Here is a 17553-nt window from a genome sequence, read left to right as displayed (position 1 = left end):
TACTACACCAAGTTCCCCTGATAAAATTTACCCTGCCAACTGTTCCTTTCTTTCAGTTTAGCATCAATCGCATTTAAGACTTCCCACTTGTTTACACTCCACATGGGTCCAACCATTAAGTCAATTGGTCCGTCTCCTGTGATTCGGTGAACAATCATTTCTGGTGGTAAAATTTCTAATTGGTCACATACTAAGTTTACATAGTCTTCTTGGGATAGAAACTCAAGCATTCCTTTTTCATATTGCTTGACCATGGGCGTTCCTTTTAACAAATGAAGCAAATGAATCTTTATTCCTTGCACATCTAACTTGGCAACTTCATGCGCTGTTTCCATCATCATGTCATATGATTCAAGCGGCAGGCCATTAATGATGTGGGAACAGATGCGAATGCCATGTTTCCTAAGCTTAGTAACGCCGTCTTTATAGCACTGAAAGTCATGGGCACGATTGATAAGTGAGGCTGTCCGTTCGTGCACTGTTTGAAGCCCTAATTCAACCCATAAATAGGTGCGTTGGTTTAATTCCGCTAAATACTCGACCACATCATCGGGCAGACAATCAGGACGAGTGGCGATTGATAAACCCACTACGCCTTCCTGATTTAGTACTGATTCGTATTTTTCGCGGAGAACATCTACAGGTGCATGGGTATTTGTAAATGCCTGAAAGTAGGCCATATATTTGCCATCTTTCCATTTCGTGTGCATTTTTTCTTTTATTTCATTAAATTGTGTTTCCAAGGTCTCCACGCGATTACCAGCAAAATCACCTGATCCAGACGCACTACAAAATGTGCAGCCCCCGTGTGCCACCGTGCCGTCACGGTTCGGGCAGTCAAATCCCCCGTCAAGTGCAACCTTAAACACTTTATGACCAAATTGCCCACGAAGGTGGTAATTCCATGTATGGTAACGTTTATCATCAGAAGCATATGGAAAAGGTCTAGTCTGAATCAATCAGAAAACCTCCTTTATTAAAAGTAGTCTCTGTTATAGAGCATTGTTGATTTTGCTAACAGTTGATTGGAGCGGAAAGCGAGTGCCTGAAGCGGAAATCAACAAACTAGTTTTACAAAGCCAAAAAGTAAAAGAGCATAACATCAATTTTATCATGATATGACAAGCTTATCCAAATGTAATTATTAACGGACATGGTTGGTAAAATTTATCCAACTGTTTGTGTTATAGGAAAAAGAATGAAGAACACAATAAGAAATGAAGCATTATGCTTCTAGACATGAATGGGAATGAGTTATTACAGAAGGGGGTTCTAAAGATGGCCACTCGCGACTCAATGGACAACTTAATGCAACAGGTTGAGGATGCAATTCGCTATGCCGAGGAACAGTACAAACAAAGCAGCCTTCAAGAGCATTATAATGATGATGATTACACAAAGGCACTGCAACAGCTTGAAGATACTTATCTGGACATTGCAAAAATGGCCCAAAGTGCTAATTCGCAGCAAAGGGACCAACTCCATAGAATGAGACTCCAGCTTCAGCAGCTTCAGAACACAATGATTCTAGAGGGGGAAAACCTTTGAAAAAACGTTCCAAGCAACAAAACCCTGAACAGAAAACACGGAATGGAAGTAATAATCAAGATCTGGAACTAGGACAAGATTTCGATCTTGTAAAACAAGCAAAGAAAAACTATGAAAAAACAGGCGGGCAGCCGGTGAAATCCAAATTTCACCAAGAAAAGGACCAGTCCTCCTAAAAACACAGAAGGAACCCTCATTTTTTTTTCATTGAGGGCTCCTTTTTTTTTCGCGAAAAATATTCCGGAAAATTACTAAAAAGTGTTAAAAATCACTTGAGATACTAATTTTTCAACAAAAGCACCTTGAAAATAGAAGGAAAACCTCGTTCATAATTTGGTAACAAGTGTTGTTTTATTTGTGATGTGCGTCACAGTTTGACCATTCATATCATGGTTTAAATAAGGTATGGATTAACAAAATTCATCTCAAAATCACCACTTTTTGTTAGATAACACGGAATAAGCATGGTTCGGCCTAACATACTTTTTTGAATTTTATGTGAACGAATTCACATTTTTTTACCTTGTAGGGAAAGGAAGTAATTAAATGAATAAATACATAATGATTATCAGTATAATCCTTGCCATACTATTTCCCGCTAAGAGCTTTGCTGAAAATAGAAGCATTTTAAATGTGGAGGAATTATCGATTCAAGTAATGCCGGAATTGACTTATCCTCCAAACGATAAACAGAAGGATCATGTACCACTATTAATCGGGTATCAAGGATCGATGGTAAATAATTCGGACCAACCGCAGACAGGAAAAATTGAAATACCGCTGCCAATGAAAGAGAAGGACTTTCGGATTGGCTATGTGGCAGATTACTCAAGTGATTTAAGCAGGGCATATGAAATCGAATACATAATTGACCATGAAAAAGAGACCATTTCCTGGACAACAAGCGAAGAAATCGGACCTAAAGAGCGATATAAATTTGTTATTGAGTTTTATTCAGATAGCTTAAATGTAAAAAAAGATAGGAAATCTCTCCAGTACAAATTTAAAAGTTTTGCTGACATCGACTTGGTCAATGTGACCATTACACCGCCTAGTAAGGCGGAAAAAGTGAAGCTCTCACCTGCTCCGTCAGAAAAACAGAATCATGGTAGAGGGGAAAATACATACTCTTACCTTTATCAAAATGTTAAAGCAGGGGAAGAAAAAAACTTTACCCTTACATATGTACGCAGTGAATCCAAGCCAACCTCTGAGCTTATGAATTCACAAACCAAAGAGATAAAGGACAAAAAATCAAATAGTCTTGCGATTGGAGCCTTTAGTGGGGTCAGCATCCTTTCAGTAGGCGCACTAACAATATTGATAAGGAAGAGGAAAAAAATTAATAGGCATTTGTGAAAAAGAAAAATCCATTTGGGATTAAGGTACAGAAAAGTACTTTAACTATATAAAAAGAGAGAGAAGAATTTTCTATGGGAGGTGAAGTAAATGTTTAAAAAACTGCTGAAAATGGACAAAAAGTTTTTAATTGTGTTGGCACTTCTAATTGGTGTGTTTTTATCTTTTTCAACGGTAAAAACAATGGCTTACCTGGATTCACCAGGTTTTTGTCAAAACTGTCATACGATGAAATCTGTTCATAAGTCATTCATGGATTCTACGCATTCGGATTTACAGTGTAATGACTGCCATCTTCCACATAAAAGTGAAGCGGGTAAGTTATTCTTTAAAGGCCGTGCAGGGATGACACATATTTATTTCAACACACTTGGAACAAAGAAGATACCAGATGTGATTGAGGCAACGGATCGAACAGAAAATATCATGAACGATAACTGTATTTCCTGCCACAAGAGTACGCTAGACAATGTATCACATGATGCAAAGGAAAAGTGTATTTCCTGTCACAAAACAGTACCACACGGGAAAGGCTTTAAAGATGCCAGTTATAATAAGCCACCTGTTTCAGGGGAGTTATTAGAAAATAAGGGAGGATTTTAGAAATGGGAAGGTTTCGAAATGGGGCATATCTTCTCCTGCTAGCTTTAGTACTGATTATTACTGGATGCAGCAATGATTCCAGTGAGAAAACAGCTTCTGCTGCAGGTAAAAAGACAACAGGCCTCTCAGCCGATGAAATAAGTAATGAAGCGTTTAAGGACTTATTTCCGCTTCAATATAACAGTTACAAGAAAAATGAAAAAATGGAAGATACAACTTATGGTGGTTCTGAAAAACGGAGTAAGTATGATGCTGACAAGGAGCCCTTGTTACCAATCCTCTTCAATGGATATGGGTTTGCGACCGAGTATAACGAAGAGCGGGGACATACAAACGCTTTAGAAGATATTCGTAACGTGAAACGGATCACAGATAAATCAGTGGGTTCTTGTTATACATGTAAATCTACGGCCGTTCCAAAAATGATTGAAGAAATGGGCGACAGTTACTGGGGCGCTAATTTTAATAAAGATATTTGGCCAAAAGGGGAAAAGATGGGTCACTCTCCAATCGGCTGCTCCGATTGTCATGATCCAAAAACAATGGATTTGCGTGTGACTCGTCCAAGCTTTTATAAAGCGTTAGAAGCAAAGGGAGTAGATGTTTCAAACCCTACAAAAAATGATATGCGCAGCTATGTTTGCGGTCAGTGTCATGTGGAATATTATTTTGCTGCGGATAATAGTGAAGTAACGTTCCCATGGACCAAAGGATTTAAACCAGAAGAAATGTATGAGTATTACAGCACGATTGCCAAAGAGAAAGGTTTTGAAAAAGACTGGATTAGTAATATTTCTGGAACTCCAATGTTAAAGTCGCAGCATCCAGAATATGAAACCCATTCATCAGGAACACATGGTAAGGCCAATGTTTCTTGTGCAGATTGCCATATGCCATATGAGCGTGTCGATGGAAAAAGAAAGATCACGTCACACTGGTGGACTTCTCCACTTAAAACGATGCAAACTTCATGCGGACAGTGTCACGGTGATCGTGATTTAGATAAATTGAAAGATCGCGTGCTTGAAATTCAAGAAGCTAATGTAAGTGCATTACACGAAGCACAAGATATTTCAACAACCTCACACTATTATGTAAATAAAATGATTACCTCTGGTGTAAGCGAAGAAAAAATCAAGCAAGCTCAAGAATTTGTTCGAAAGGGACAATGGTTCTGGGATATCATTGCAGCTGAAAACTCCGCAGGCTTCCATAATCCACAAGGATCGATGGATTCACTGAGAGAATCAGTAGTCCAATCAAACAAGGCAGTCCGTCTTGCCACAGAAGAGCTTGTGAAAAAAGGCGTTAATATGGAAGAACTCGACAAGGAAATCGAAAAAGTGAAAAAAGCGGTTCTCGACGAAAAAGTTAATGAGAAGAAAAAGGACGCAGCCGTCAATAGCTATTTCCCTGCTCAAGCGCCGGTTGTACCAGCAGTACCGAAAAAATAATCCTATCTGTACATTCCTTAGAGGGTTTGGGGTCCAGATGATATATTTAGAAAAACACTGTTTCTTTTTTGAGACAGTGTTTTTTATTGTGTATGTGGTACTAGGATTGTTGCGGGAGAATTATAGGGTTTGGCGGAATAAATGGAATGGATGGCGGAATCGAAACGTAGTTTGGCGGAATAATTTCGAAAGTTGGCGGAATCCCAGCGCAATTCGGCGGAATCCCAAAGAAGTGAGCTGATCCTAAAACATAGAAAGTCTTTGTCGATAATATTCATAAAAAAGGTAACTTAAAAAGGGTTTGGCGGAATAATTTCGAAAGTTGGCGGAATCCCGTCCCAGTTCGGCGGAATCGCCTCTAGAATCCACAGAATTATTTAAAAGTTTCAAGAATTCCCTATTTTAATACGCCAGATCATAGCCCGCCAATACTGGAAAAGAAAAAGAATTGCACCCCACTTGAAAAAGGAATAGAATAAATCTTTGGAAATTGAAAAGTGAAGGGGCGTTTTTTTATGCCACGTGCCTTATGGCTCTTAATAATTGGAATGATCGTTAATGTAACAGGCTCTTCATTTTTATGGCCTTTAAATACAATCTATATTCACGACCATTTGGGGAAGTCCTTATCCGTAGCTGGAATTGTTTTAATGTTAAATTCCGCAGCTAGTGTGATCGGGAACCTTTATGGCGGCAGTCTATTCGATAAAATTGGCGGCTACAAATCTATTATATTAGGTATTAGTATTACGCTCGCAGCCCTTGTTGGCTTAACGTTCTGGCACGACTGGCCAGCATATATTGTTTTCCAAATCATTATTGGATTTGGTACAGGAATTATTTTTCCATCGATGTATGCCATGGCAGGTTCAGTTTGGAAAGAAGGCGGGCGTAAAGCCTTTAACGCCATTTATGTTGCCCAAAACCTTGGAGTAGCCTTGGGTGCATCTCTTGGAGGGATTGTTGCAGCTCATTCTTTTCAACTAATCTTCCTTGCAAATACAGTCATGTATGTCCTCTTTTTACTCATAGCAGTATTTGGCTATAAGGGAATCTTAGTGGATTCAGGAAAACAAGGAACGATCGATATAAATGTTCCAACCGTTACGAACAGAAAAAATCTGTATGCCTTATTAATACTGTGCACAGGTTATTTGCTGTGCTGGGTGGCCTATGTACAATGGCCAACGACGATTGCATCGTATACACAGGAAATCCATATCTCTTTAACGCAATATAGTTTATTATGGTCTATAAACGGAGCCCTGATTGTTGTTGGTCAACCGCTATTAAATGGTGTGTTGAAATATTTTACCGCCTCCCTAAAGCTTCAGATGATTATTGGAATTGTTATTTTTATTGTTTCATTTTTAGTCGCAGGGAAGGCCACGGCGTTCTTAGGAATTCTTGTCGGGATGATCATCCTAACAATCGGTGAGATGTTCATCTGGCCAGCAGTGCCAACAGTTGCTTTCGACTTAGCCCCAAAGGGCCGTGAAGGCTTCTACCAAGGAATCGTTAACAGTACAGCAACCGGCGGCAGAATGATTGGTCCTTTATTGGGTGGAATGCTCGTTGATCTATACAGTATGTCCGCATTATTTATCGTATTAATTGGTTTATTCATAATTGCAATTATTACTACTCTTTTATACGACCGTCGCTTGAAAGGCGAAAAGCAAGTGAGTAGAGGTATTCTAGATTTGTAGAACTTCCTGATGATTAAAAATATCATTTATTTTTCCCACAGTTATTGATACTGTGGTTTTTTTAATTTATTTAAAAATATGTAAAGCTGTCTGAATAAATTGAGGAATCTAATAAGCAATCTTTCCAACTTATTTGAAATTCTATTTATCTTTTGATGCTTTTGGATTCTCTAGTATTGTTTTTTTGTATTTCTCAGCTTTTCGGTATTGCGAAGGAGATATATTCGTCACACGTTTAAAGGATTGGGCAAAGAATGACTGGGATGAAAAGCCGGTTATAGTTGATATATCTGAAATTGGGTAATTGGTAGTTTCTAACAAAATTTTACTTTCCCTGATCCGGGTTTGAATTAAGTATTCAATCGGTGAAACACCGACGGATTTCTTGAAGGAATGCGCAAGATAGTATTTATTGATATGACCGGCCTCTGCTAAAGTATCTAGATTGATCTCTTCGCGAAAATGCTGTTTAATGTAATTTTTAATAAAAGCCACATCTTTACTAATCTTTTTAGTAGAGGTTTTCTCCAAGTTAAATGCTTTTTTCCTCATCATTTTAAGAAGTAAAATTTCTAATATGTCTTGTATGATCAACTCATAATCTTCCTTTTGGTTTTCCACTTCCTCAATCAATTGCTGGAGGTAAAAAAGATAGACGTTTTGCTCCTGTTTGTAATTATAAAAAGTGACCTGTAATCCCGGATCATCTGGAGATGAAAAGGCGAGACCTTGGATGCCAAGTGCAATATATTCAAGGGGGTGATCGGCACCGGACTTTTCCGTGTGCTCGGCATTCGGATTGATGACAATTAAATCATGCTCTTTGACTGGGATTTCTTCTTTGGAAAAAATGAAAGACCCTTTGCCTTTAGTAATATACAAAATTTCTGTAAAGTGATGTGTATGATTGGTGCTATGCCAATCTTTATCATATTTTGCTTTTGTTACATAGAGAAGTTTTACTGTTAGATGGCCCCGTTCCGATTGCGGAACCTCATAGATTTCATTTGACAAATGATTCCCCTCCTTATAGAAGCAAACAATTACCTAAATTATAAGTATTTTAGTGAATTATTACAACGGAAAGCAAGATATCTAAAAAACAGAACAAGATGTTTATTGTGAAAGCGCTTTTGGATTCGTATACTTTACCTATAAAGAGGAAAAGGGAGGACGAGCGAAATGAAAAAGAAAGTTTTGTTAACAGGAATGTCAGCATTGTTATCTGTTAGTTTAATAGCCTGCCAAAGCAGTAAGGTTGATAATTCTAAAGGTGGTAAAACCTCCGAAAAAAAACAAACCCTTCATGTAGCGGCACTTGAATCTGCTTATGGCAAAGACATGTGGACCAAAGTAATTGACGCTTATGAAGATGCAAATCCAAAAGTCGATGTTGAATTGACGGTCGATAAAAATATTGAGGATGCCATTAGCCCGAATATGAAAGCCGGAAACTATCCGGATGTCGTTTTACTAGCAACGGGGAGAAAACTGGCACTCACAGAGACATTAATTAAAGACAAAGCCTTAGAAGATGTTACGGATGTTCTTGATAGGAACGTTTATGGTGAGGAAGTCAAGGTTAAGGATAAGTTGATCCCAGGCTTTACCAGTACGCTTGCAACCAATCCTTATAATGAAGGAAAAACGTATTTGGCACCAATGTTCTATAGTCCAACTGGGCTGTTCTATAATGCCAATTTGTTAAAAGAAAAAGGCTGGGAAGTACCAAAGACTTGGGATGAGATGTGGGCGCTGGGCGATAAAGCCAAAGCAGAAGGAATCGCGTTATTCACCTATCCTACGACAGGTTACTTTGATGCATTCTTCTATTCATTACTATTAGAAGTAGGCGGGCCTGATTTTTACAATAGAGCGATGAAATATGAAGATGGCATTTGGAATTCTCCTGAAGCAACGAAGGCATTCGAAATTGTCGGTAAATTAGCGAAGTACACTGAGAAAACGACTGTTGCTAATGCCAATGATAAAGACTATACGAAAAATCAACAATTGATTCTCGATAACAAAGCACTGTTTATGCCAAATGGTACGTGGGTTGTTGGGGAAATGAAGGATGCCCCAAGAGCGGATGGCTTTGAATGGGGAATGACAGCGTTGCCGGCTATTGATAATGGCGGTGATCGATACGCCTTTACCTTCTTCGAACAAATGTGGGTACCGGCTCAAGCTAAAAATAAAGATGCAGCCAAGGATTTCTTAACGTATGTTTATTCCGATGAGGCAGCGGCGATTTTTGCGGAAGCTAATGCGATTCAACCAATCGAAGGGATTTCCGAAAAGCTGACCGGTGACAATAAACTTTTCTATAGTATCTATGATTCTGGAGCAAAAGCAGGTATGGGTGGATTTGCTGCAACGGAAGCCGTTGAGGGCGTCAGCATGGCAGATACATTATTCAGAACGATAGACAGTATTGTTTCTGGTGATAAAAAAGTAAAAGATTGGCAAGAATCCGTTGAAAAAGTGAGTGACCAATTACGGTCAGCATTAAAATAATAGTTCACTAGTATAACGGTGAGTTTTCCTTCATCACCGTTATATTTATTAATTGAGGTGATTGCAATGAATAAGACAACAGAAAAAAGGATTTTTATCTTTGTTTGTACGGTACCTGCTTTGATCTTATTAACCGTTTTCCTGATTGTACCTACGATTGAGGTATTCAGGATGTCCTTGTATAAGTGGGGTGGATTCTCTAATAATAAGGTATTTGTCGGGCTCGATAACTTCAAAATTTTATGGAATGATATGAACTTCTTTCGATCTCTCCAAAACAGTATTGTATTGATTGCTATCGTTACACTTATCACCATGGTGCTTGCAATCTTGTTTGCCACTTTGTTAACGAGAGAAAAGATGAAAGGCAATAGTTTCTTCAGGATTATTTTTTATATTCCTAATATCTTATCCGTTGTGGTCATCGCTGGAATATTTTCTGCGGTGTATGATCCAACCACAGGTTTGTTGAATAATCTCCTTGCTTTATTTAACCTTGAGAACCTGCAAAAATTGTGGCTTGGTAATCAAAAAATTGCCATTTATAGCATCGGCGGAGCACTCGTCTGGCAGGCGATTGGCTACTATATGGTCATGTATATGTCGAGTATGGCAAGTATCCCGGAAAGCTTTTATGAAGCATCTGCTTTGGAAGGTGCAGGAAGAATCAGACAATTTTTCAGTATTACCTTGCCGTTGATTTGGAATAACATTCGGACCACGCTAACCTTTTTCATTATCAGTACAATTAATTTAAGTTTTCTACTTGTCCAAGCAATGACCGGCGGTGGACCTGATGGGTCGACGGAGGTATTTTTAAGCTATATGTATAAACAGGCTTACACCAATTCTTCTTATGGTTACGGTATGGCTATTGGGGTGGTAGTTTTCCTTTTCTCATTCGCAATATCTGCGATTGTCAGCCATGTTACCAAACGTGAAGTGCTGGAGTATTAAGGGGGTCCATGAACACGGTGAAAACACAAAAAGGAATGAGTGCAGAAACAGCGTATCGCTTTTTTATCTACGTAGCTCTGATTACATTAGCAATCTCAATCATTATCCCTGTTGCATGGGTTTTCTTAGCATCAGTGAAGCAAAACTCGGAATTTTACGGAAGCCCTTGGACCATGCCGAAAGGATTCTATTTTCAAAACTTCATCGATGCTTTTGGGAAGGCCAACATGGGTACCTATATGTTGAATTCAGTCATGGTGACTGCAATGGCTCTGCTTATTTTATTGATTGTCGCCTTGCCGGCAGCCTATGTGCTGGCCAGATACACCTTTAGAGGCAGTCAATTTATGAATGGCTTGTTTAAAGCTGGATTATTTATCAATGTGAACTATATTGTCGTTCCAATTTTCTTGATGTTATTAGATGGGGATGCCCTATTACGAGGACAATTTGGGGCTGGATTCCTATTAGACAATTTATTTATTTTAGCTGTGGTTTATGCTGCGACCGCTTTGCCTTTTACCATTTACCTGTTGTCCAGTTATTTCCAATCACTTCCGTCAACGTATGAGGAAGCGGCGTTGGTTGATGGGGCCGGATATTTCAAAACAATGATTTCGATTATGATTCCAATGGCTCGACCAAGTATCATAGCTGTCATCTTATTCAATTTCCTAGCATTTTGGAATGAATACATTATTGCCCTGACATTGATTCCAGGTCCAAATAAGACCTTGCCTGTTGGGCTAATGAACTTAATGGCAGCTCAAAAATCTGCTGCTAATTACGGTCAAATGTATGCGGGTATGGTTCTCGTCATGCTGCCTACCTTGATTTTATATATTATTGTTCAAAAGAAATTGACACAAGGGATGACCCTTGGCGGTTTGAAGGACTAGAGGAGGATTTATCCAGTGAAGACCACTTTTGTAGTTATCCTAAAACTCGTCGTTTTTATCATTTGTCTTACTTTGATTATCATTGGCCAAAAGACAGTTGGTAAACTTGAACTAGGCCTGATGTTACTCGGATTAGCCGGTCTCTTAGGGCTGCTTTATGATTACAATCGAAAATATGTGTAAAAAAAGTCTCGATATCAATAGATTATAAGATTGTGGAGGTGTTTAGATGATTACTTATGATAAAAAAAGCTGGAAGATTCATAATGAAAGAATCTTTATCCTATCTGCTGCCATCCATTATTTCCGCCTTCCAAAAGGGGAGTGGAGTGAAGTCTTAGACAAGGCGAAAGCTGGAGGATGCAATACAATTGAAACATACATACCTTGGAATTTCCATGAAATGAATGAAGGGGAATGGGATTTCTCTGGCGACAAAGATTTAGCGCACTTTTTTCAGTTATGCGCTGACAGAGGATTATATGTAATTGCGAGACCGGGGCCATACATTTGTGCGGAATGGGATTTCGGCGGTTTTCCCTGGTGGCTCTCTACGAAAAAGGGGATTCAATATCGTTCCGCCGACCCTTTCTTTTTACAATATGTAGATAAATATTTTGATCAGGTCATACCAATCATTGATGAATTTCAGTTAACGAAAAATGGGTCCGTCATTATGGTCCAAATTGAAAACGAGTTCCAGGCTTATGGTAAACCAGATAAGGCGTATATGGAGTACCTGCGGGACGGTATGATGTCACGAGGCATTGATGTACCGTTTGTTACCTGCTATGGAGCCGTTGATGGTGCTGTGGAATTCCGTAATTTTTGGTCGGATGCCAAACATGCTGCAGAGATTTTAGATGAGAGGTTTGCCGATCAACCGAAAGGGGTAATGGAATTTTGGATTGGCTGGTTTGAGCAATGGGGCGGAAATAAAGCGAATCAAAAAACACCTGAGCAGCTTGAATTTGAGTGTTATCAGCTGTTGAGTAATGGATTCACTGCGATCAATTATTACATGTATTTTGGCGGCACCAACTTTGATCATTGGGGCGGCAGGACAGTTGGAGAACAGACTTTTTCTACGACATCGTATGATTATGATGTTGCCATTGATGAGTATTTACAGCCAACAAGAAAGTATGAGGTATTAAAAAGGTTTCATGCATTTACCCAATGGCTTGCACCGGTATTCACGAATGCCGAACAATCGGGAATGAATTTAAAGCTACCTAGTTATTTAAAATCCCAACGAGTCGTCAGTCCTCATGGTGAAGTGATATTTATCGAGAATCATAGACTGGAACGGGTTCAATCACAGGTTTTACTTGATGGAGAAATGGTTCCGTTTACGATAGAGGCCAATGCGGTTTTACCGATTGTCCGTAATGTGAACGTAGGAAATGGTTTTACCATTAAGACACTCACGGGCCAGACGACAGGATTCGATGCAACGAAGGGCGTCATTTACCACGAAAATGGCCAACGTTCGACCTTAGTTTTGCAGCTTCATAAACATGCTGAAATCCACTGCCCAATGCCAAATCGTTTTGAAACCGGTGAAGATGATCTAGTTACGGTTCATTTATTCCATGGAAGCCAGTCGCAAACCGTTAAGCTTTCCTTTGAGGATGGTACCAGCTATTCGATTGAAGTTGTGTCAAGAATATCTTTAGAAAAAGCGATTCCTCGTTTGAAAAAAGGTATTGAAAATCTCCCATTGCATTGGGAAGCAGCAGATGAAAATCTTTGTTTTTTAAGTGGAAAAGTAAAAGAGGCTGATAAACCGCTTGATTTCAGCAACTTCGGACAGTTTAGTGGTTATTTAGGTTATGAAAGTGAATTTTACTCTGAGGAAACAAAGGAAACGACCATTATTTTTACGAGAATTGAGGATCCCGTAATGGTCTTCTGTAATGGTCAATATGTCGGCAAGCTTAGCAAGCTTGGGGCTGCTGCCATTGAGGTTACAGTTAAGAAAGGGGAAAATACGTTAACATGCCTTGTTCAGAATATGGGGCGTTTCAACTTTACTCAAGCGATAGGCGAACCAAAAGGGATGAGTGAGGCACCTGCTCTTAATGGAAAGTATTTATCATTAAGGGAAGGATGGCAGGTAGAAGGGTGTGGAGTTCCGCATCACTTATCACAATTACCAAAAATTGAGGGGCGAATTGGGTTGTTAAGAACTTTCATAAATCAGGGCTATAACCGGGCGATTCTCGTTGGTGAAGGCGTTTCGCGTGTTAAGGTAAATGGAAGTTCTGTCAAGATGTTGATAGAGAGTCAAACGGCTTGGTCTAGGGGCAGTGCTGTCTATGGGGTTGCTGATATCAGTGATGCCTTAAAGCAGGGTGAAAATGTAATAGATTTAGATGCTCAGAATCTCACAAGTATTCGCCGCTTTGATCTTTATTTATTTAAAGAAGTGGACCAAATTAGAAACTGGAAAACAAAATCATTTGCACAGATTCAAGAGGAAAAGCAATGGACAGTAGTGAATCCACAAACGATTTCTCCACGCTGGTATAAAAGTCGTTTTGACTGGAACGCAGACAACGGTCCGATTGTAAAGATTCGGTTTGAACATATGAGTAAAGGGTGTTTTTGGGTTAATGGCTGCTGTTTAGGACGGTACTGGAACATTGGCCCGCAGGAGGAATATAAGATACCAGCCTCGTTCTTAAAAGAACATAATGAAATTGTTATTTTTGATGAAGAAGGATTAAAGCCAGATCAGGTGTTTATTAATCCTTATATTCCATGTGTAGAGGAAAAAAAAGTTTGTCTTTAAATTATAAGCATTTTTGATAGATCCCTGTTGTTGGGTTGACTGTACAAGTATTGGTGATATAATTTAGGTTAATAAAAGAATGTTAGTATGGTTTGGAGGAAAGGTTAAAAAATGGAACCATTGCAACATGAAAGTTTAATTCCGTTATATCACCAATTAATGGAGAGATTAAAGGATTCGATTGAGAAAGGACATTGGATACCAGGTGATAAAATCCCTTCGGAAAATCAGTTAATGGATCAATTTGGTGTGAGTCGCAACACAGCAAAAAAAGCAATTGAGGAGCTCGTACAGGCAGGAATCCTTTACCGTATCCAAGGAAAAGGAACATTCGTGGCAAAACCGAAATTGCAGCAGTCGTTGATGGGGTTCTACAGCTTTAGCAAAGTATTAAAAGAAAAAGGATTAAATCCCAAGGATATCATTTTGAAGATTGAAGAAGTAATACCAACTGCAAAAATCCGGGAAGCGCTCCAGCTTGGAGAAGATGAGCATGTGATTGAAATGAAACGTCTTCGCTGTGCCAATAATGAGCCGTATATTTTGGAATCATCTTTTATTCCTAAAGGCGTGGTTTCCGATACGGTGCAACTTAAGAAAGTGGGGGAAATATCCTTATATGATTTATTTTTGCAACAATTCAACATCGTTGTAACCAGAGCAAAAGAGGCATTTGAACCCGTCCTTATCCGTGCTGACGAAAGTGAATACCTTCAAACGGAAGAAGGCCGTCCGGCACTGTTACTCGAACGAACAGCCTATGATTCCGAGGGATCACCTGTTGAATTTTGTATCTCCATTGTCCGTGGCGATCGCTGCCGCTTCTACACTGAACTAACATAAACGTTGAAAAGCTCATAGCATTTTGTCTATGAGTTTTTTATTGACTTCAAAAATAAAATTTCAGTTGGTGGGTTGACAGGTTAATTAAGAGAGGGGTATATTTAAATTAGCTAAAATTTTCAGTCAATAATTGCGGTTTATTTTTTTTTGAAAATCCTGTACCAACAACCCGTCAACAAGAAGGAGGGAAGGACGGCCTCTTTTACAAAACTTTTAATAATTTTAAAGAAATTTCCGAAATGGGAGAGAAATTTGTTATCCTATTAAAGAAAGCGTTTAAGTTCAACCTAAGAGGTGTTTTAGCAGTGGCAAGATTAAAGGATATTGCGGAATATGTTGGCGTTTCCATTTCGACGGTTTCAAGAGTGATTCAAAATGATCAGACCAGAAATGTGAATCCGGAAACGAAAATGAAAATTTGGGAGGCAGTGAAGGAGTTAGGGTATATTCCAAATCAGCATGCCCGAAATTTAGTGACCAACAAGCAAGAAAAGAATAAGACAAGAGCAATGAAAATTGGCTGGGTAGCCAATCCAAAATCAGCAGAAACGAACCCTTACTTTGCAACAATTTATACAGGTATTCGCGATACATTAGCAAATAATGATTACACTCTTATTAGTATTACCAAGGATGAAATCGAAAACGAGACACTGCTTCTTAAGACGATTCATGACTTGGGGATTGAAGGACTACTTCTAATCGATAAGATTGAGGACAGCCTTATCGATTATATTCAGCAACAAATTCCTGTAGTAGGGCTGGACTTTTATTATTCAGATAAAAATATGGCCATCGTAGACTATGATCGCAAAGCCGCTATCAATTCGGTGGTTCAGTACTTTGTAAAACAAGGACACCGGGACATAGGATTTATTGGCGGAGGTGTTGATGCAGCCATTGAAGATTTGTCTGGGGAATATCGTTTTAAAGGGTTTCAGCAGGCCATGGTGGAAGCGGGACTAGCGATTCAACCAGAATGGGTCATCAATACAAAGTGGAAAATGGAAACCAGCTATCAGCAAATGAGGAATTTGCTAAAGCAGGAGCCGCCGCATTTGCCGACCGCTATGGTTTGCGCGAGTGATTTAATGGCCATCGCTGCAATAAGGGCTGTCAGAGAAAATCATCTTAGAATCCCTGAGGACATCGCTTTTTTTGGCGTGGATAATCTTGAAATGGGAAAATATTCATCACCACAGCTTTCAACGGTAGAAATCCCCAAGTATGAAATAGGAAGAATGGCAGCGAAAACGATTATGGAAATGGTGGAAGAGGAAGTAAAACTTCCGATAAAGATGATTTTACCGTTTGAATTAGTCATTCGTGAGTCTTCTAAAATAAAACGAGCCTAAAAGGTTCTTTTTTCATCAACGATTGGAAAACGTTTGGATTAAATCGGGAAAATTAAGGAAAACGAAATTTATTGAAGATAGGAGCGTTTAACATGAAACCACTGACAGCCATTTTGATCGGGGCAGGTGACAGAGGGGTAAGAGCATATGCGCCTTATGCCCTAGAGTATCCGAATGAATTAAAAATAATTGGTGTGGCAGAGCCCAACAAAGAAAGAAGAACCAGATTTCAGCAGGACCATCATATTTCTGATGAAAATTGTTATGAATCGTGGGAAGAGGTATTGAATCAAGAAACAAAAATCGCAGATATTGCCATTATCTGCACACTTGATCAAAATCATTTCAAGCCAACCATGAAGGCATTGGAATTGGGTTATCATGTTCTTTTAGAAAAACCAATGTCTCCAGATCCGGTCGAGTGCATCATGATGGAACATGTTGCCCAAAAGTATAATCGCCAGCTTACCATCTGCCATGTCCTAAGATATACGGAATTTTGGGCAACGATTAAAAAGATTATTTCTAAAGGGGACATTGGGGAGGTCGTATCTCTGCAACTAAATGAAAATGTAGAAGTCATGCATATGTCCCACAGCTTTGTCCGTGGCAATTGGAATAATAAGGGCAGGACGAGCCCGATGATCCTCCAAAAATCTTGTCATGATATGGATATTATTTCTTTCGTGATCGGCAAGGATTGTAAACGGGTTAGTTCATATGGTTCGCTCATGCATTTTAAGGAAGTAAATGCCCCCATTGGAGCACCAAATAGATGTCTAGATGGATGTCCTGCCGAAATGGAATGTCCTTTTCACGCTAGAAGGTATTATCTTGGAGAAGGAAAAGGATGGGCAAAGAAATTTACAGAAGATGATACAAACGAAGGCATTATAAAGGCATTGCATGAAACGCCTTATGGAAAATGCGTATATCACTCCGACAATGATGTGGTCGATCATCAGGTGGTCAATATGGAATTCGAGGGTGGAGCAACAGCAACGTTCAGCATGTGCGGTTTTACAAGGGAACAAACACGGATTGTTCAAATCATGGGAACAAAAGGAGAAATACGTGGAAATATGGAGGAAAACCGTATATCCATCTTTGATTTTCTCACAAGACAGGAAACGGTCATCCATTTTGACAACCCCATTGGAGGACATGGCGGGGGAGATCAAGGCATTATGAGAACCTTCCTAAGAGAGGTTCAATATGGAAATAAACAAGATAGTGTTTCATCCGCATCTGCATCCGTAAGAAGTCACCTAATGGCATTTGCTGCTGAAAAATCCAGGTTAAATCAGGGTCAATCGATTAATATTGATGAATATTTTACTAGTTTAGCTGGGAGTGTTAAAAGTTAAAGAAATCTCCCAATATTAAAAGTTATCTTATTTAGGGAGGTGGTCATCGTCTAAAATAAGTGTTCGCAGCTTTTTCATAACAAACTATTAAAGTTAGTAAAATTGTAAGGGGTATCAAAGGGAAACAGTTCATCATACCATT

At 39.1% G+C, this 17553-nt stretch carries 16 protein-coding genes; 14 read left to right on the top strand and 2 right to left on the bottom strand.

Annotation, left to right across the window (positions count from 1 at the left end; all coding sequences use genetic code 11):
• Positions 1 to 2 precede the first annotated feature (2 nt).
• The gene (gene mnmL, locus AB7942_RS12425) at positions 3 to 959 is read right to left on the bottom strand and encodes a tRNA modification radical SAM protein MnmL/YtqA (RefSeq protein ID WP_214719265.1); all 957 of its coding nucleotides are present in this window, start codon (positions 957 to 959) and stop codon (positions 3 to 5) included.
• 319 nt (positions 960 to 1278) lie between these two features.
• On the opposite strand from mnmL, the gene AB7942_RS12420 reads away from it, so the two are divergent.
• The 6 genes from AB7942_RS12420 to AB7942_RS12395 all read left to right on the top strand — a co-directional run bounded on the left by AB7942_RS12420 (position 1279) and on the right by AB7942_RS12395 (position 6673).
• On the top strand, positions 1279 to 1548 hold the full coding sequence (locus AB7942_RS12420) for a YtzC family protein (RefSeq protein WP_088089319.1): 270 nt from the start codon (positions 1279 to 1281) through the stop codon (positions 1546 to 1548).
• Positions 1545 to 1724 carry a glycogen biosynthesis protein GlgD gene (locus tag AB7942_RS12415; protein WP_335711861.1) on the top strand — a complete coding sequence of 60 codons (180 nt, stop codon included), beginning with the start codon at positions 1545 to 1547 and terminating at the stop codon, positions 1722 to 1724. Before AB7942_RS12420 ends, AB7942_RS12415 begins: the two co-directional genes overlap by 4 nt.
• Before the next feature lie 370 nt (positions 1725 to 2094).
• Entirely contained in the window at positions 2095 to 2907 is an 813-nt protein-coding gene (locus AB7942_RS12410; protein ID WP_369447082.1) for a hypothetical protein, read from the top strand.
• 90 nt (positions 2908 to 2997) lie between these two features.
• Complete coding sequence (locus AB7942_RS12405) at positions 2998 to 3510, top strand: NapC/NirT family cytochrome c (RefSeq protein ID WP_088089316.1); 513 nt, start codon at positions 2998 to 3000, stop codon at positions 3508 to 3510.
• A 2-nt stretch (positions 3511 to 3512) separates the two neighbouring features.
• The gene (locus tag AB7942_RS12400; RefSeq protein ID WP_369447081.1) at positions 3513 to 4964 is read left to right on the top strand and encodes an ammonia-forming cytochrome c nitrite reductase subunit c552; all 1452 of its coding nucleotides are present in this window, start codon (positions 3513 to 3515) and stop codon (positions 4962 to 4964) included.
• Between the two features lie 515 nt (positions 4965 to 5479).
• The gene (locus AB7942_RS12395) at positions 5480 to 6673 is read left to right on the top strand and encodes an MDR family MFS transporter (protein ID WP_369447080.1); all 1194 of its coding nucleotides are present in this window, start codon (positions 5480 to 5482) and stop codon (positions 6671 to 6673) included.
• Between the two features lie 141 nt (positions 6674 to 6814).
• On the opposite strand, the gene AB7942_RS12390 is transcribed toward AB7942_RS12395, so the two are convergent.
• A complete protein-coding gene (locus tag AB7942_RS12390; protein WP_369447079.1) occupies positions 6815 to 7687 on the bottom strand; it encodes an AraC family transcriptional regulator in 873 nt (290 codons plus the stop codon).
• A 168-nt stretch (positions 7688 to 7855) separates the two neighbouring features.
• Between AB7942_RS12390 and AB7942_RS12385 the strand changes: the two genes are divergently transcribed.
• From AB7942_RS12385 to AB7942_RS12350, 8 genes are all read left to right on the top strand, one after another.
• Positions 7856 to 9193, top strand: coding sequence for a carbohydrate ABC transporter substrate-binding protein (locus tag AB7942_RS12385; RefSeq protein ID WP_369447078.1), 1338 nt, complete (start codon positions 7856 to 7858; stop codon positions 9191 to 9193).
• Between the two features lie 66 nt (positions 9194 to 9259).
• Entirely contained in the window at positions 9260 to 10150 is an 891-nt protein-coding gene (locus AB7942_RS12380) for a carbohydrate ABC transporter permease (protein ID WP_369447077.1), read from the top strand.
• Between the two features lie 17 nt (positions 10151 to 10167).
• Positions 10168 to 11049, top strand: coding sequence for a carbohydrate ABC transporter permease (locus AB7942_RS12375; RefSeq protein ID WP_483310867.1), 882 nt, complete (start codon positions 10168 to 10170; stop codon positions 11047 to 11049).
• A 15-nt stretch (positions 11050 to 11064) separates the two neighbouring features.
• Positions 11065 to 11232, top strand: coding sequence for a DUF6903 family protein (locus AB7942_RS12370; protein ID WP_369447075.1), 168 nt, complete (start codon positions 11065 to 11067; stop codon positions 11230 to 11232).
• A gap of 46 nt (positions 11233 to 11278) precedes the next feature.
• Positions 11279 to 13846: a beta-galactosidase gene (locus AB7942_RS12365; RefSeq protein WP_369447074.1), complete on the top strand. Its 2568-nt coding sequence runs from the start codon at positions 11279 to 11281 to the stop codon at positions 13844 to 13846.
• 111 nt (positions 13847 to 13957) lie between these two features.
• The gene (locus tag AB7942_RS12360) at positions 13958 to 14689 is read left to right on the top strand and encodes a GntR family transcriptional regulator (RefSeq protein WP_369447073.1); all 732 of its coding nucleotides are present in this window, start codon (positions 13958 to 13960) and stop codon (positions 14687 to 14689) included.
• 305 nt (positions 14690 to 14994) lie between these two features.
• The gene (locus AB7942_RS12355) at positions 14995 to 16044 is read left to right on the top strand and encodes a LacI family DNA-binding transcriptional regulator (RefSeq protein ID WP_369447072.1); all 1050 of its coding nucleotides are present in this window, start codon (positions 14995 to 14997) and stop codon (positions 16042 to 16044) included.
• A 92-nt stretch (positions 16045 to 16136) separates the two neighbouring features.
• Positions 16137 to 17411, top strand: coding sequence for a Gfo/Idh/MocA family protein (locus AB7942_RS12350; RefSeq protein ID WP_369447071.1), 1275 nt, complete (start codon positions 16137 to 16139; stop codon positions 17409 to 17411).
• Positions 17412 to 17553: the final 142 nt, after the last annotated feature.

It is taken from the genome of Neobacillus sp. BF23-41, assembly GCF_041106275.1.
Note: the sequence above shows the minus strand (reverse complement) of the source record. Positions and strands in the feature narration are given on the sequence as shown.

Coding starts and splice junctions, on each gene's coding strand:
- AB7942_RS12420 (WP_088089319.1), top strand. CDS start 1,279: ATGGCCACTCGCGACTCAATGGACAACTTAATGCAACAGGTTGAGGAT.
- AB7942_RS12410 (WP_369447082.1), top strand. CDS start 2,095: ATGAATAAATACATAATGATTATCAGTATAATCCTTGCCATACTATTT.
- AB7942_RS12405 (WP_088089316.1), top strand. CDS start 2,998: ATGTTTAAAAAACTGCTGAAAATGGACAAAAAGTTTTTAATTGTGTTG.
- AB7942_RS12400 (WP_369447081.1), top strand. CDS start 3,513: ATGGGAAGGTTTCGAAATGGGGCATATCTTCTCCTGCTAGCTTTAGTA.
- AB7942_RS12395 (WP_369447080.1), top strand. CDS start 5,480: ATGCCACGTGCCTTATGGCTCTTAATAATTGGAATGATCGTTAATGTA.
- AB7942_RS12385 (WP_369447078.1), top strand. CDS start 7,856: ATGAAAAAGAAAGTTTTGTTAACAGGAATGTCAGCATTGTTATCTGTT.
- AB7942_RS12380 (WP_369447077.1), top strand. CDS start 9,260: ATGAATAAGACAACAGAAAAAAGGATTTTTATCTTTGTTTGTACGGTA.
- AB7942_RS12365 (WP_369447074.1), top strand. CDS start 11,279: ATGATTACTTATGATAAAAAAAGCTGGAAGATTCATAATGAAAGAATC.
- AB7942_RS12360 (WP_369447073.1), top strand. CDS start 13,958: ATGGAACCATTGCAACATGAAAGTTTAATTCCGTTATATCACCAATTA.
- AB7942_RS12350 (WP_369447071.1), top strand. CDS start 16,137: ATGAAACCACTGACAGCCATTTTGATCGGGGCAGGTGACAGAGGGGTA.